Genomic DNA, 13,023 nt, shown 5'->3' on the forward strand with positions numbered 1-13,023 from the left:
GGGGCCGACCCACTGGGTCGGCCCCTCAATTGCTTCAGTGCCCCAGCGCCTTGCGGATCTCGCCCTCGACGTTGGCCGATGCCACGAAGAGCAGCTCGTCGCCGCCCTCCAGCGGGTCGTCCGGCTGCGGCACGATCACCCGGCCACCCCGCAGGATGGTCACCAAGGCAGCGTCGCGGGGGAGCTTCACGTTCCGGACCGGCTTCCCCGCCCACGGCGTGTCGTCCGGCAGCGTCATCTCCACCAGGTTGGCCTGCCCCTGGCGCAGCGTCAGCAGCTGCACAAGACCGCCGACGCTGACGGCCTCCTCCACCATCGCCGCTAGCACCCTCGGGGTCGACACAGCGACGTCAACGCCCCAGGCGCCGGTGAACAGCCACTCGTTGCTCGGGTCGTTCACGCGGGCCACGACCCTCTTGACCGCGAACACCGTCTTGGCCAGCAGCGACACGACCAGGTTGACCTTGTCGTCGCCGGTCGCGGCGATGACGCAGTCGCACAGCTGCAGCCCGGCGTCCTCCAGCGAGGCGAGCTCGCAGGCGTCGGCCAGCACCCACTCGGCCTGCTCGACGGTGTGCGGCTCGAACTGCTTGGCCTCGCGCTCGATGAGCATGACCTGGTGGTCGCCGCCCACCAGCTCCGCGGCGATGGAGCGGCCGACCGCGCCCGCTCCGGCGATGGCGACGCGCATCAGTTCTCCTCCGGGGCCTGGGCCGCGGCCGCTGTGACGTCGCTGAGGGTGCCGGAGAGGGCGGCGACGTAGACGTGGTCGTCGGATTGGATGACGGTCTTGGCGAAGGGCAGCACGGCGGTGCCGAAGCGCATCACGAACGCCACCCGGCAGCCGGTGGCGCCCTGGAACTCCTTGACCGTGTGGCCGATCCAGCCCTCGTGGTAGGGCACCTGCAGCACCGCGACCCGGCCGGTGGGGTCGCGCCACGCCGAGGCGACGCCGTCGGGCAGCAGCGTGCGCAGCAGCCGGTCGGTCGTCCACGGCACGGTCGCCACGGTGGGGATGCCGAGCCGCTCGTAGACCTCGGCCCGCTTGGGGTCGTAGATGCGGGCCACGACGTGCTCGACGCCGAAGGTCTCCCTGGCCACCCGGGCGGAGATGATGTTGGAGTTGTCGCCGCTGGACACCGCGGCGAACGCGCCAGCCCGCTCGATGCCCGCCTCGATGAGCACTTGGCGGTCGAACCCGGTGCCCACGACCTGCTGGCCGTGGTAGTCCGAGCCGAGCCTGCGGAAGGCCTGGGCGTCCTTATCGATCACCGCGACGCTGTGGTCGAGCCGCTCCAGCGCCGCGGCCATCATGGCCCCGACGCGGCCGCAGCCCATGATCACCACGTGCACGCCAAACGCCTCCTCGCTCCGGTGAACCCGATCGGCACCCACCGCGGGTGATGGTGCCCGATCGTGGACGAACCTACCGGTGGGTGCGCCGGATCGGTGATGTGACCGCCTACGCTGTGCGTCCGTGTCCAAGTTCTCCACGGCGGCGAAACGACTGGTGGTCGGGCGGCCGTTCCGCAGTGACCGGCTGGCGCACACGCTGCTGCCCAAGCGCATCGCGCTGCCGGTCTTCGCCTCCGACGCGATGTCGTCGGTGGCCTACGCGCCAGAAGAGATCTTCCTCATGCTGTCGGTGGCCGGGCTCTCGGCGTACACCTTCGCCCCGTGGGTGGGCGTCGTGGTGGTCATCGTCATGCTCACCGTGGTCGCCAGCTACCGGCAGAACGTGCGCGCCTACCCCTCCGGCGGCGGTGACTACGAGGTCGCCACGGTCAACCTGGGCAAGCAGGCGGGGCTGACGGTGGCCAGCGCGCTGCTGGTCGACTACGTGCTCACGGTGGCCGTCTCGATCGCTTCGGCGGCGGCCAACATCGGGTCGGCGGTCCCGTTCGTGGCCACCCACAAGGTGGAGTTCTGCGTGGTGGCGATCGTGGTGCTCACCGCGATCAACCTGCGCGGCATCCGCGAGTCCGGCGCGGCCTTCGCCATCCCGACCTACGCCTTCATGGCGGGCATCATCCTGATGATCGGGTTCGGCCTGTTCCGCGGCCTGGTGCTCGACGACAACCTGCGGGCGGAGAGCGCTGACCTGCAGATCAACGCCGAGCACGGCGAGCTGGCCGGGCTGGCCCTGGTGTTCCTGGTGCTGCGCGCGTTCTCCTCCGGCTGCGCGGCGCTGACCGGTGTCGAGGCCATCAGCAACGGCGTGCCCGCCTTCCGCAAGCCCAAGTCCAAGAACGCGGCGACCACGCTGCTGCTGATGGGCCTGTTCGCCGTCGTGATGCTGATGGGCCTGATCGTGCTGGCCCAGCTCACCCAGGTCCGCATCGCCGAGGACCCGGCGACGCAGTTGGTCAACGCGCCACCGGGCTACGAGCAGAAGACGATGGTCGCCCAGGTCGCGGCGGCGGTGTTCGACGGCTTCCCGCTCGGGTTCTTCTTCATCACCGTGGTCACCGCGCTGATCCTGGTGCTGGCCGCCAACACCGCGTTCAACGGCTTCCCGGTGCTCGGCTCGATCCTGGCCCAGGACCGCTACCTGCCCCGCCAGCTGCACACCCGGGGCGACCGGCTGGCCTTCTCCAACGGCATCATCGGCCTGGCCGGGTTCGCGATCGTGCTGGTCATCGCGTTCGACGCGGAGGTGACCCGGCTCATCCAGCTCTACATCGTCGGGGTGTTCGTCTCCTTCACGATGAGCCAGACCGGCATGATCCGGCACTGGAACCGGCTGCTGGCCCGCGAGAGCGACCCGGTCGAGCGGCGCCGGATGCGCCGGTCGCAGGCGATCAACGCCTTCGGCCTGGCGTTGACCGGCTCGGTGCTGGTGGTCGTGCTGATCACCAAGTTCCTGCTCGGCGCCTGGATCGCGATCGCCGCGATGGCCGGGATCTACCTGGTGATGACCGGGATCCGCCGCCACTACGACCGGGTGGCCGACGAGCTGGCCAGGGCCGAGGGCGAGGACGCCTTCGTGCTGCCCTCGCGGATCCACACGATCGTGCTGGTGTCCAAGCTGCACCTGCCGACCCGCCGCGCGCTCGCCTACGCCAGGGCCACCCGGCCGGACGTGCTGGAGGCGATCACGGTCAACGTCGACGACGTGGACACCAAGAAGCTCGTCGGCGAGTGGGAGAAAGAGGGCTTCTCGGTGCCCCTTAAGGTCATCGAATCCCCGTACCGGGAGATCACCAAACCGGTGCTCGACTACGTCAAGCGCGTCCGCACGGACAACCCGCGCGACGTGGTCACGGTCTTCATCCCCGAGTACGTCGTCGGCCGGTGGTGGGAGCAGGTCCTGCACAACCAGAGCGCGTTGCGGCTCAAGGGCAGGCTCTTGTTCCAGCCCGGCGTGATGGTGACAAGCGTGCCGTGGCAGTTGGCGTCGTCGGAGAAGGTCGCTGAACGCGATCTGGTCGCTCCTGGCGCTATCCGCCGCGGTCTTACCGGCAAGGACGCACATAAGTGACGGATTGGACCGGACGGCGGTTCGAGGTAGAGGTCGGCGCTGTAGCCCACGGCGGGCACTGCGTCGCGCGAGCCGAAGGCAGGGTCATCTTCGTTCGGCACGCGTTGCCGGGCGAGGTGGTGGTTGTCGCGATCACCGAAGACAAGGGTGGTTCGTTCTGCCGAGGTGACGCTGTTGAGGTGCTGACAGCCTCACCGGAGCGGGTAGCCCCGCCGTGTCCGGTGGCCGCCCCCGGCGGCTGCGGCGGTTGCGACTGGCAGCACGCCTCCGCGGACGAGCAGCGGCGGCTTAAGGCGGCCGTGGTCACTGAGCAGCTGCAGAGGCTCGCAGGCGTCACATGGGACGTTGAGGTCGAGGAATTGGCTGGCGGGCTTGAGCACTGGCGCACCCGGACCAGGCTCGCTGTGGACCGGTCCGGTCGCGTCGGATTCCGCGCGCACCGCAGCCACCGGGTCGTCCCGGTCGCGGACTGCGTGATCGCGGCCCCCGGCACCGTTGACGTGCTAGCGAGCCAGGAGTGGACGCCAGGAGCGGAACTGGAGGTGTCAGTTGACGCCACCGGTCGCACCCACGCCAGTGAGCTATTGCCGGACAAGGGTCGGCTGCGCAGCGGTAAACCCGTGCTGCGCCCGCACCGCGTTCTTGGCTCGTCGGTCGCGGTAGAGCAGGCCGCCCGACGCGAGTGGCGGCTGGACGCGCACGGGTTCTGGCAGGTCCACCCGGACGCGGCGGACGTGCTCGCCGAGGTCGTCGCCGACTGGACCGGGTTGGTGGCCGGTCAGGCGGCCTGGGACCTCTACGCGGGGGTCGGGCTGTTCGCCGCTGTCTTGGCCGAGCAGGTCGGCCAAGACGGGTCGGTCGTCGCTGTGGAGTCGTCGCGTCGGGCGGCCGAAGACGGCGCCGAGAACCTGGCGGACCTACCTCAAATCCGGATCTTCGCGGGCAAGGTCGAAGACGTCCTGGCCGACGGCGACTTGCCCGACCCCGACGTCGTCGTCTTGGACCCACCGCGCAAGGGGGCGGGAAAACCGGTAGTCGACGCTATCGCCGCCCGCGAACCCGCCCGCGTCGTCTACGTCGCCTGTGATCCCGCCGCCCTGGCACGCGATGTGGCCACTTTCGCCGACCACGGCTACGCGCTCACCGAGCTAAGGGCCTTCGACACCTTCCCGATGACCCACCACGTGGAGTGCGTGGCCCTGCTCGAGCGTTAGGTCCACGGACCGGTTCTGCAGTAGTCGTAGTCGTCGATCACCTGGGTGACCCCGTTCGCGTCCACGATCGTGATCACGAACTGGGTCGACCCCGGTGAGCAGCTGAAGACGGACGTGTGGGTGATGCCGTTGAGCTGCGGCCGGTAGTTGCCGTTGATGGTCCACTGGACGCTCTGCAGCGGGCGGACGCCGGTGGCGTAGGCGACGCACTGGAACTTGCTGCCGCCGCTGTCGCAGCTGAGGTAGTCCGCCGTCGGGCTCGCGGTGGCGGCGGTCGGGGCCAGCACGCCCAGCACCGCCACCGTCGAGGCGATGGTGGCCGTGATCCGTGCACGTGTGCTCATCAGTTCCACTCCCCGGTGCGGCAGATCTCCGACTCGTTGATGACCTGGACGATCCCGTTGGCGGCGACGGCGGCGGTTATCCCTAGCCGGCCCAAGGCTCGCCGGACCTGGCTCACGGCCACGGCCCCGAGCTGCAGCGCGACCGGGTCGTGGCCGACCGCGACCCGGTCGAGTCGGTCACGGTGACGCCGATGTCGAGCAAGACCCGCACCGAGCACCGGGTCAGCGGCGTGTTCTCGGCGTTGTCGAAGGACGGGGCGGGGGACCCGTTCACGGTCCACCGGATGGTGTACGGCGCGATCGCGTCGTGGCCGACCGAGCAGGTGTAGTAGGTGTAGGCCGACTCGCACCACACGGCGGCGGAGGTCACGGCGCCCGCGGGCGGTGCGGCGAGGCCGAGCGCCGCCGCGGCTGTGGCGGCGATCACCAGGAGCTTCTTCATGAGCCGACGGTAGCGGCTGGCGCGGCCGCGAATAACGCCCATTGAGTCCAAGCTGACTGGCGCTCAACAGTCGGTTAGGACCAGGCCAGATACCATCAGACGGACCCTACTGTGGACCGGTTTGTGGTCCGAATGTGTGCGGTCCACCCTGCGGCGGCCGACCGGGCCTGGCCGCGTGCCTGCCCGGTCCACCCGACGGCGGTGGGTTCTCCCACGGCGGGGGTGGCGCGGCATGCCTACCGACCTGCCGCGGCCCTTCCTGGATAGACGGCCCACCCGGGGCAGACGGCCCTCCTGGGAAAGGTGGCGCTGCCTGGTGCGGTGGCGCTACCTGGTTCGGCTGCTGCACCGGGATGCCCTGCGGCGGCGTGCCCGCCGCTTGAGCCTCCGCTGAGACGGCCGGTGGCATGCCCGCTCGCGCCCGGAACCAGTCCGGGATGAACTCCTCCGAGCGCGCGAACGCCCGCAGCTCGTCGACGAACCCGATCGGCGGCGGCACCCGGCGCCACGTCGGCTCCACGTCCGGTTCGAACTCGCAGGTGAACGTCCCCGGCGGCTCGATGTCGTAGACCGCGCCGATCCAGGTCCCCCGACCCGGTCGGTACATCCCCGCGCGCAGCCTGCCCAGGCCGTCGACCACCTCGGCGGGTGGGCGCACCGGCCGCGGCACCCCGTCCGGTCCGGCGACGAGCAGGTCCACCTCGATGTGCCTGCCCACCGACCGGTACTCGGCGCGCACCCGCGTCCACCCCGGCCCCGCCGCGCGCACCATCGCCCGGCCGACCGCCTTGGTCATCCGGTCCAGCTCGGCCTGCCCGGCCACCGGCTCGCTCACGCCGCGCCCCCCACCGGGACTGTCACCAACGCCACAACCACCCGGGCCCGGGCTGGGTGAGCCCCGGGCACAGCTGTTCCCCACACCACTGCCACAGCCCCCTGTCCGACACCCCCGCTGTGTGCCGAACCCTACCCAATCGGGGCGACGCGCACGGCCGGGTCCAGCAGGAACACCCCACTGCCGCGGCGGCAAGGGTGACCCGGATGGGCGATCACCGCGCGGCCCCCGGGCGCCGATACCGGAAGTCGGGTACCGCCCACCGCTCGTAGACTGGATCGAAAGCCGACTGCCGAACCCACCCACACGACACCGCTCTCTAGACGAGGTGACGACGCGTGACCCTGCTGGACTCCGTGCACGGCCCGGCCGATCTCCGGCGGATGACCCACGAGGAACTCGACCGGCTCGCGGTGGAGATCCGGTCGTTCCTGGTCGACAAGGTCACCAAGACCGGGGGGCACCTGGGGCCCAACCTGGGGGTGGTCGAGCTGACCATCGCGCTGCACCGGGTGTTCGACTCGCCAGCCGACGGCCTGATCTACGACGTCGGCCACCAGGCGTACGTGCACAAGATCCTCACCGGCCGCCGCGACGGGTTCGACGAGCTGCGCCAGCAGGACGGCATCTCCGGCTACCCGAGCCAGGCCGAGAGCGAGCACGACCTGGTGGAGAACAGCCACGCCTCCACCGCGCTCTCTTACGCCGACGGCATGGCCAAGGCCCACCAGTTGCGCGGCGAGAAGCGCTCTGTTGTCGCTGTAGTCGGCGATGGCGCTCTTACGGGCGGTATGTGCTGGGAGGCGCTGAACAACATCGCCGCCGGTACAGACCGCTCGGTCGTCATCGTGGTCAATGACAACGGCCGCTCCTACTCACCGACCATCGGCGGCCTCGCCGACCACCTCGCCACGCTGCGCCTGCGTCCTGGTTATGAGCGCGCGCTTGAGGGCGGTAAGAGGGTCCTGCAAGGCACCCCGGTCGTCGGCAAGCCCCTTTACGCCGCCTTGCACGCTGCTAAGCGCGGCATCAAGGACGCTCTGAGCCCGCAGGCGATGTTCGAGGACCTCGGTCTGAAGTACCTCGGCCCGGTCGACGGGCACGACCTCGAGGCACTTGAGGTCGCGCTGCGCCGGGCGAAGGACTTCGGCGGACCGGTGATCGTGCACGCGGTCACCCGCAAGGGCAACGGCTACCCGCTCGCCGAGAACGACGAGCTCGACCAGATGCACCAGACCGACCCGATCGACCCGGTCACCGGCAAGCCGCGCAAGTCCAAGGGCACCGTGTGGACCTCGGTGTTCGCCGAGGAGCTCGCCGCGATCGGCGCCGAGCGCGAGGACGTCGTGGCGATCACCGCGGCGATGCTGCGCTCCACCGGCCTCGCGCCGTTCGCCGAGCGCTTCCCGCGCCGCGTCTTCGACGTGGGCATCGCCGAGCAGCACGCGATCACCTCGGCCGCCGGGATGGCCATGGCCGGGCTGCACCCCGTGGTCGCGATCTACTCGACGTTCCTCAACCGGGCCTTCGACCAGATGCTGATGGACGTCGCGCTGCACAAGCAGCCGGTCACCGTCGTGCTCGACCGGGCGGGCATCACCGGCCCGGACGGCGCCAGCCACCACGGCATGTGGGACCTGTCGATCCTCGGCGCGATCCCCGGCATCCACATCGCCGCGCCCCGCGACGCGGCCACCCTGCGCGAGGAGCTGCGCGAGGCGGTCGCCATCGACAACGGCCCGTCGGTGCTGCGCTTCCCGAAGGCCACCGTCGGCGACGACATCCCCGCCGTCGAGCGGCTCGGCCCGGTGGACGTGCTGCGCCGCGACGCCGACCAGGACGTCCTGCTGGTGACCGTCGGTTCCTTCGCCGCGCTGGGCCTCGCCGCGGCCGAGCGGCTGGCCGACCAGGGCATCGGGGTCACCGTGGTCGACCCGCGCTGGGTCGCGCCGGTGCCCGCCGAGCTCGCGGGCCTGGCCCGGCGGCACAAGCTGGTCGTCACCGTCGAGGACTGCGGTCGCCACGGCGGCTTCGGCTGGGCGCTGGCCGCCGCGCTGCGCGACGCCGACGTCGACGTGCCGCTGCGCGACCTCGGCATCCCCAACGAGTTCCACGCGCAGGGCAGCCGCGACGAGGTCCTCGTCCGCCTGGGCCTGACCGCGCAGCACATCGCGCGCCGGGTGACCGGGTGGGCCTCGGACCTGATCGGCACCGCGGCCGAACCGGCCGTCGACCGCGCCTGACGAGCGCTCCCGGGTTCGCGGGCAGGCGAACCCGGGACAGTTGTCGTAGGTGAAACGTTCCAGCGGGAACGGACGATCTCGACACCAATGGTGATCATCTCGCGGTGGTCACCCGTTTCCACGGTGGAGGAGAAAGTCCCAGTGGCCGACCCGGTCCGCGTTGCCCAGCACCTCGAACTGACCCTTGCCCACGTCGACGACTCGGTTCGGGTGACCATCAACGGGGCCGAGGCGTTCACCCACGGCCTGCTGCGGGTGACCCAGCCGAAGGTGGCGGTGAGCCTCACCGGCAAGCTCGTCCCCGGCCGCAACACCCTGGTGTTCACCGCGACCAACGGGCCGGGTGTCGCCGGGCTGACCGCCACCCTCACCGCCGATGGCCAGGTCGTGCGCGAGTGGCGGCTGCCAGACGACGGCAGCAAGCACGGCGTGTTCGTCGACGAGACCTTCGAGTTCGACTACCAGGTCAGCACCCCGACGCCGACCAAGGTCGTTGTGCTCACCTGCACCGAGATCGACGACGTCGCCAGCGTGCGCGTCAACGACGCGGTCGTGTTCACCAACGGCCTGCTGCGCGGCAACCAGCCGAAGGTCGTGGCGGACCTGACCGCGAAGCTGGCCGGGGAGAACACCTTCGTCGTGGTCGCGGAGAACAAGCTCGGCCCCGGCAACTTCGTCGCGCAGCTGACCGTCGACGGCGCGGTCGTGAAGAAGTGGGACGTGCGCGGGTCGCAGATCAAGAACGCCCCGTTCGTCAACGAGGTCGTCACCGTCTAGGCGCTGTCCTGCGGGACAGCGCCTAGCGGCTAGCCGCGCTGGTCCAGCTCGCGGGTGACCCCGTAGCGCAGCCGGGTGACCTGGCGGTCGTAGTCGGCGCGCTCGGCCCGGTCCAGCGCGCGCGGCTTGCCCAGCTGGGCGGCCTTCCAGTACAGCTCGCAGCCCCACTCCAGCAGTTGGGCCCGGGTGGCCGCGGTCGCCAGGTCGGCGCCGAAGGTGATGGCACCGTGGTTGGCCATCAGGGCGGCGGTGTGTCCTTCGAGGACGTCCAGCACGGCGTCGGCCAGCTCGGTGGTGCCGAAAGTGCGGTACGGCGCCACCGGGACCGTGCCGCCCAGCTCCATCAGCTGGTAGTGCACACACGGGAGTTCGTCGAGGACCAGCGACAGCGCGGTGGCCATGGGTGCATGGGTGTGCACGACGGCGCCCGCCCTGTAGCGCCTATAGACGCCTAGGTGCAGGTCCAGTTCGGATGTGGGGGCGAGGCTGCCTTCGACCACGTCGCCGTGCTGGTCGACCACCGTCACGTGCTCTGCGCGCAGGTCCGCGAGCCGGGCGCCGGTAGGGGTAACCGCGACGAGGTCGCCCTGCCGGGCGCTGAGGTTGCCCGCCGTGCCCAACACGAGCCCCGCCTCAGCCAGGAGCCGGGCGTGGGAGGCCACCTGTTCGCGTAGCGACCGCAGCATCATGGCGCTGATCATGCCCGAACGAGTGGTCCCGTCGTGGCGTGTGGCACCGTGGTGGGGTGCGGATTCTTATCGTGGAGGACGAGGCTGCCCTCGCCGAGGCGGTCGCCAGGGGCCTGCGGCGCGAGGGCATGGCCGTCGACATCGCCCTGGACGGCGACGAGGGGCATGAGAAGGCCTCGGTCACCCGGTACGACGTGGTCGTGCTCGACCGCGACCTGCCCGGCATGCACGGTGACCAGCTGTGCCGGGAGATCGTCGCGTCCGGCGCGCTCACCAGGGTGCTGATGTTGACCGCGAGCGACGCGGTGGCCGACCGGGTCGAGGGCCTGTCCCTGGGCGCGGACGACTACCTCGCCAAGCCGTTCGCCTTCCCGGAGCTGGTGGCCCGGGTCCGGGCGCTGGCCAGGCGCGCGACGCCGGTAACGCCGCCGGTGCTGATCGCGGGGGATGTCGAACTTGACCCTGCCCGGCGCACGGTGACCCGCGCGGGTCGGCCGGTGGAGCTGACTCGTAAGGAGTTCGGTGTGCTGGAGGTCCTGCTCGCCGCGCGTGGGTCCGTGGTCAGCAGCGAGGAGCTCCTAGAGCGGGTGTGGGACGAGAACGCGGATCCGTTCACCACGACAGTCAGGGTCACCGTGATGACCTTGCGCAAGAAGCTCGGAGACCCCGGGGTCATCGACACGGTTGTTGGCTCCGGTTACCGCGTCCCGGCGTCCGCGGGTGAGCCGGGAGTGTGACCGAGCGCGGACGCGGCCCGGGGTTGCGGGCCAGGATCACGTTGCTGGCGACCGGGCTCGTCGCGGTGGTCAGCGTTCTGCTGCTGTGGCTCGGATGGGTCTTGGCCGGTGAGGTGGTCGCCTCGGTGCCCGCGCTACCTACGGGCACGACGGTGGTCGTAGGCGGGATCCGTGTTGAGGCAGACCAGTTGGCCGAGGCGTTGTCGAACGACGCCCGGGATCGGGTACTGCTCGCTGGCTCCGTGGCGTTTGTGTGTGTGGTCGCGGCGACCGCGTTGCTGGCATGGGTAATCACCGGGCGGGTTCTTAGGCCACTGCGGGAAGTTACGGCTACCGCGCACCGATTGTCCGTGGAGTCGCTAGGGCAGCGGATCGGTCACCAAGGCGCCCGAGACGAAGTGGCCGAGCTGGCCGACACCTTCGACGCCATGCTTGACCGGCTTCAGGCGGCCTTCTCCGCGCAACGGCAGTTCGTCGCCAACGCCAGCCACGAGCTGCGCACGCCTCTTGCCGTTATCCGCACAGAGTTGGACGTAACTCTGTCCGATCCGGATGCTGACACCGCCGAGCTCCGACGCATGGCTGACGTCGTGCGCACTGCGACTCTGCGCGCCGGTGACCTAGTCGAGGCATTGCTGGTTCTCGCCCGCACCGACGGGCTGGGTGTTGGCGCTACCGGCCCTGTAGAGCTCTTGGTCGTCGTATCCGGCGCTTGGCGCTCGACCAAAGCTGACGCCGAGCGCCGGGGCATCACGGCCCGCTTCCACCACGACCACGCGACTGTCACCGGTGACGCGGCGCTGCTTGAGCGGGTCGCGGGCAACCTCCTGGAGAACGCCGTCCGGCACAACGTCGACGGCGGCTGGATCGAGGTCCGCACCACCAGCGGTCCACAGTGGACTTCCCTGGAGGTCGCCTCCTCCGGCCCCGTCATCGCCCCCGACCGGGTCCCCGAACTCTTCGAACCCTTCCGCCGCGGCGGCGTGGACCGCACCTCCCACACCGGGACCGGCCTGGGCCTGTCCATCGTCCGAGCCGTGGCCCGGGCCCACGGCGGCACCGTCCAAGCCACCCCCGTCCCCACCGGCGGCCTCCGCGTGGTCGTCGCGTTCCCCTCGCTCTAACCCTTGGCGAGCCGGCGCAGCTGGCTTTGCACGTAGGTGCGCGCCCGCCGCTGCCCACCCCGCTCGGCGATCGCCGCCTCCAACAGGGTCAACACCCGCGAAACCCGCTCCACGTCGGGGTTCCAGCCCAGCCGCAGGCACTCCCCGAGCCAGTCGACCGGGCTGACGTGCCCCCGTAACCGATTGCACCCGCGGCAAGCCGCGACCTCGTTCTCCAGCCACGACGGACCACCCTTGACGCGGGGAACGAGGTGATCGGTGGTCGGCACCGCTTGGCCGCGAAACACCCGGGCACACCAAACACACGTCGGCCCATCCCGAGCGAGGATGACCACCATCCGCGCCACCCGATTCACAACCGCCGCGCCAACGCCCGCGCGTCCTCCGGCGCCCTGACCTTCAGGTCGTTGTCGAAGTACACGAAGACATCCCCGTGCTCCCGCCATCCCCGCACCTTCGCCGCCCACTTGTCGAGCGCCTCGTCCGTGTACCCGCTGGCGTACAACTCCTTGTCCCCGTGCAACCGGACGTAGACGAAATCCGCGGTCACCTGCTCGAAGTAGGGCCACTTCCCCGCGGTGTCCGCCACCACGAGCGCAACTCCCTTGTCCCGCAACAGCTCGACGAACTCAGGCGTGCCGAAGTCCGGATTCCGAACCTCCACCGCGTACCGCAGCGGCCGGTCTTCGTTGGTGTGCAGCCATTCCCGCCCCTTCAGCCGCTCCTCATGCCCCCGCCCCACCTCCACCGCGGCCGCCGTCGTCCGTGGCAGCTGGTCGCAGAACGCCGCCACAACCCCCGGCTCGTACTTGAAGTTCTGCGGCAACTGCCACAACACCGGCCCCAACTTCTCCTCCAACGCCAACACCCCCGACGCGAAGAAGTTCGCCAGCGCCCCCTCGACATCCTTCAACCGCTTCATGTGCGTCACAAACCTCGGCCCCTTGACCGAGAACACGAACCCCTCCGGCGTCTCCTCCCGCCACCGCCGGTAGCTCTCGGGCTTCTGCAACGCGTAGAACGACCCGTTGATCTCCACGGAGTTCACCTGCTCCGCCAGGTACCCCAGCTCCCGCCGCTGAGCCAACCCCTCCGGGTAGAACACTGCCCGCCACGGCGGATACACCCACCCTGACG

Annotated in this window: 14 protein-coding genes; 6 read left to right on the forward strand and 8 right to left on the reverse strand. The window is 70.2% G+C overall.

Annotated elements, in window-relative coordinates:
- Window positions 1-34: 34 nt before the first annotated feature.
- Together LV75_RS00615 and LV75_RS00620 are read right to left on the reverse strand one after the other, a co-directional pair.
- Complete coding sequence (locus LV75_RS00615; protein ID WP_253884568.1) at window positions 35-691, reverse strand: potassium channel family protein; 657 nt, start codon at window positions 689-691, stop codon at window positions 35-37.
- Entirely contained in the window at window positions 691-1,353 is a 663-nt protein-coding gene (locus LV75_RS00620; protein ID WP_253884569.1) for a potassium channel family protein, read from the reverse strand. The genes LV75_RS00615 and LV75_RS00620 overlap by 1 nt, the downstream gene beginning before the upstream one ends.
- 124 nt (window positions 1,354-1,477) lie before the next feature.
- Here LV75_RS00620 and LV75_RS00625 point away from each other — a divergent pair, with 124 nt between their 5' ends.
- Together LV75_RS00625 and LV75_RS00630 are read left to right on the forward strand one after the other, a co-directional pair.
- Entirely contained in the window at window positions 1,478-3,481 is a 2,004-nt protein-coding gene (locus tag LV75_RS00625; protein WP_253884570.1) for an APC family permease, read from the forward strand.
- Window positions 3,478-4,695: a class I SAM-dependent RNA methyltransferase gene (locus LV75_RS00630; RefSeq protein ID WP_253884571.1), complete on the forward strand. Its 1,218-nt coding sequence runs from the start codon at window positions 3,478-3,480 to the stop codon at window positions 4,693-4,695. Before LV75_RS00625 ends, LV75_RS00630 begins: the two co-directional genes overlap by 4 nt.
- On the opposite strand, the gene LV75_RS00635 is transcribed toward LV75_RS00630, so the two are convergent.
- The 3 genes from LV75_RS00635 to LV75_RS00645 all read right to left on the reverse strand — a co-directional run bounded on the left by LV75_RS00635 (window position 4,692) and on the right by LV75_RS00645 (window position 6,316).
- Entirely contained in the window at window positions 4,692-5,039 is a 348-nt protein-coding gene (locus LV75_RS00635; RefSeq protein WP_253884572.1) for a hypothetical protein, read from the reverse strand. The two genes, LV75_RS00630 and LV75_RS00635, sit on opposite strands and share 4 nt — an antisense overlap.
- 112 nt (window positions 5,040-5,151) lie before the next feature.
- A complete protein-coding gene (locus LV75_RS00640; RefSeq protein WP_253884573.1) occupies window positions 5,152-5,481 on the reverse strand; it encodes a hypothetical protein in 330 nt (109 codons plus the stop codon).
- A 106-nt stretch (window positions 5,482-5,587) separates the two neighbouring features.
- Window positions 5,588-6,316: a hypothetical protein gene (locus LV75_RS00645; RefSeq protein ID WP_253884574.1), complete on the reverse strand. Its 729-nt coding sequence runs from the start codon at window positions 6,314-6,316 to the stop codon at window positions 5,588-5,590.
- 338 nt (window positions 6,317-6,654) lie between these two features.
- Between LV75_RS00645 and dxs the strand changes: the two genes are divergently transcribed.
- Window positions 6,655-8,559 carry a 1-deoxy-D-xylulose-5-phosphate synthase gene (dxs, locus tag LV75_RS00650; RefSeq protein ID WP_253884575.1) on the forward strand — a complete coding sequence of 635 codons (1,905 nt, stop codon included), beginning with the start codon at window positions 6,655-6,657 and terminating at the stop codon, window positions 8,557-8,559.
- 141 nt (window positions 8,560-8,700) lie between these two features.
- A complete protein-coding gene (locus LV75_RS00655) occupies window positions 8,701-9,336 on the forward strand; it encodes a hypothetical protein (protein WP_253884576.1) in 636 nt (211 codons plus the stop codon).
- Window positions 9,337-9,365: 29 nt separating this feature from the next.
- Here LV75_RS00655 and LV75_RS00660 read toward each other — a convergent pair whose 3' ends face one another.
- Window positions 9,366-10,025: a class II aldolase/adducin family protein gene (locus LV75_RS00660; RefSeq protein WP_253884577.1), complete on the reverse strand. Its 660-nt coding sequence runs from the start codon at window positions 10,023-10,025 to the stop codon at window positions 9,366-9,368.
- Between the two features lie 56 nt (window positions 10,026-10,081).
- Between LV75_RS00660 and LV75_RS00665 the strand changes: the two genes are divergently transcribed.
- Both LV75_RS00665 and LV75_RS00670 read left to right on the forward strand, forming a co-directional pair.
- Complete coding sequence (locus tag LV75_RS00665; RefSeq protein ID WP_253884578.1) at window positions 10,082-10,762, forward strand: response regulator transcription factor; 681 nt, start codon at window positions 10,082-10,084, stop codon at window positions 10,760-10,762.
- Entirely contained in the window at window positions 10,759-11,886 is a 1,128-nt protein-coding gene (locus tag LV75_RS00670; protein ID WP_253884579.1) for a sensor histidine kinase, read from the forward strand. Before LV75_RS00665 ends, LV75_RS00670 begins: the two co-directional genes overlap by 4 nt.
- Here the strand turns inward: LV75_RS00670 and LV75_RS00675 are convergent.
- On the reverse strand, window positions 11,883-12,332 hold the full coding sequence (locus tag LV75_RS00675; protein ID WP_308210809.1) for an HNH endonuclease: 450 nt from the start codon (window positions 12,330-12,332) through the stop codon (window positions 11,883-11,885). The two genes, LV75_RS00670 and LV75_RS00675, sit on opposite strands and share 4 nt — an antisense overlap.
- A complete protein-coding gene (locus LV75_RS00680) occupies window positions 12,239-12,991 on the reverse strand; it encodes a DUF72 domain-containing protein (protein ID WP_253884581.1) in 753 nt (250 codons plus the stop codon). Before LV75_RS00680 ends, LV75_RS00675 begins: the two co-directional genes overlap by 94 nt.
- Between the last annotated feature and the right edge of the window lie 32 nt (window positions 12,992-13,023).

The organism is Actinokineospora diospyrosa, from assembly GCF_024171925.1.
Classification (GTDB): domain Bacteria; phylum Actinomycetota; class Actinomycetes; order Mycobacteriales; family Pseudonocardiaceae; genus Actinokineospora; species Actinokineospora diospyrosa.

Excerpts from the sequence above, each read along its gene's own strand:
- LV75_RS00615 (WP_253884568.1), bottom strand. The coding sequence starts at position 691 with ATGCGCGTCGCCATCGCCGGAGCGGGCGCGGTCGGCCGCTCCATCGCC.
- LV75_RS00635 (WP_253884572.1), bottom strand. The coding sequence starts at position 5,039 with ATGAGCACACGTGCACGGATCACGGCCACCATCGCCTCGACGGTGGCG.
- LV75_RS00640 (WP_253884573.1), bottom strand. The coding sequence starts at position 5,481 with ATGAAGAAGCTCCTGGTGATCGCCGCCACAGCCGCGGCGGCGCTCGGC.
- LV75_RS00660 (WP_253884577.1), bottom strand. The coding sequence starts at position 10,025 with ATGATGCTGCGGTCGCTACGCGAACAGGTGGCCTCCCACGCCCGGCTC.
- LV75_RS00675 (WP_308210809.1), bottom strand. The coding sequence starts at position 12,332 with ATGGCGGGAGCACGGGGATGTCTTCGTGTACTTCGACAACGACCTGAA.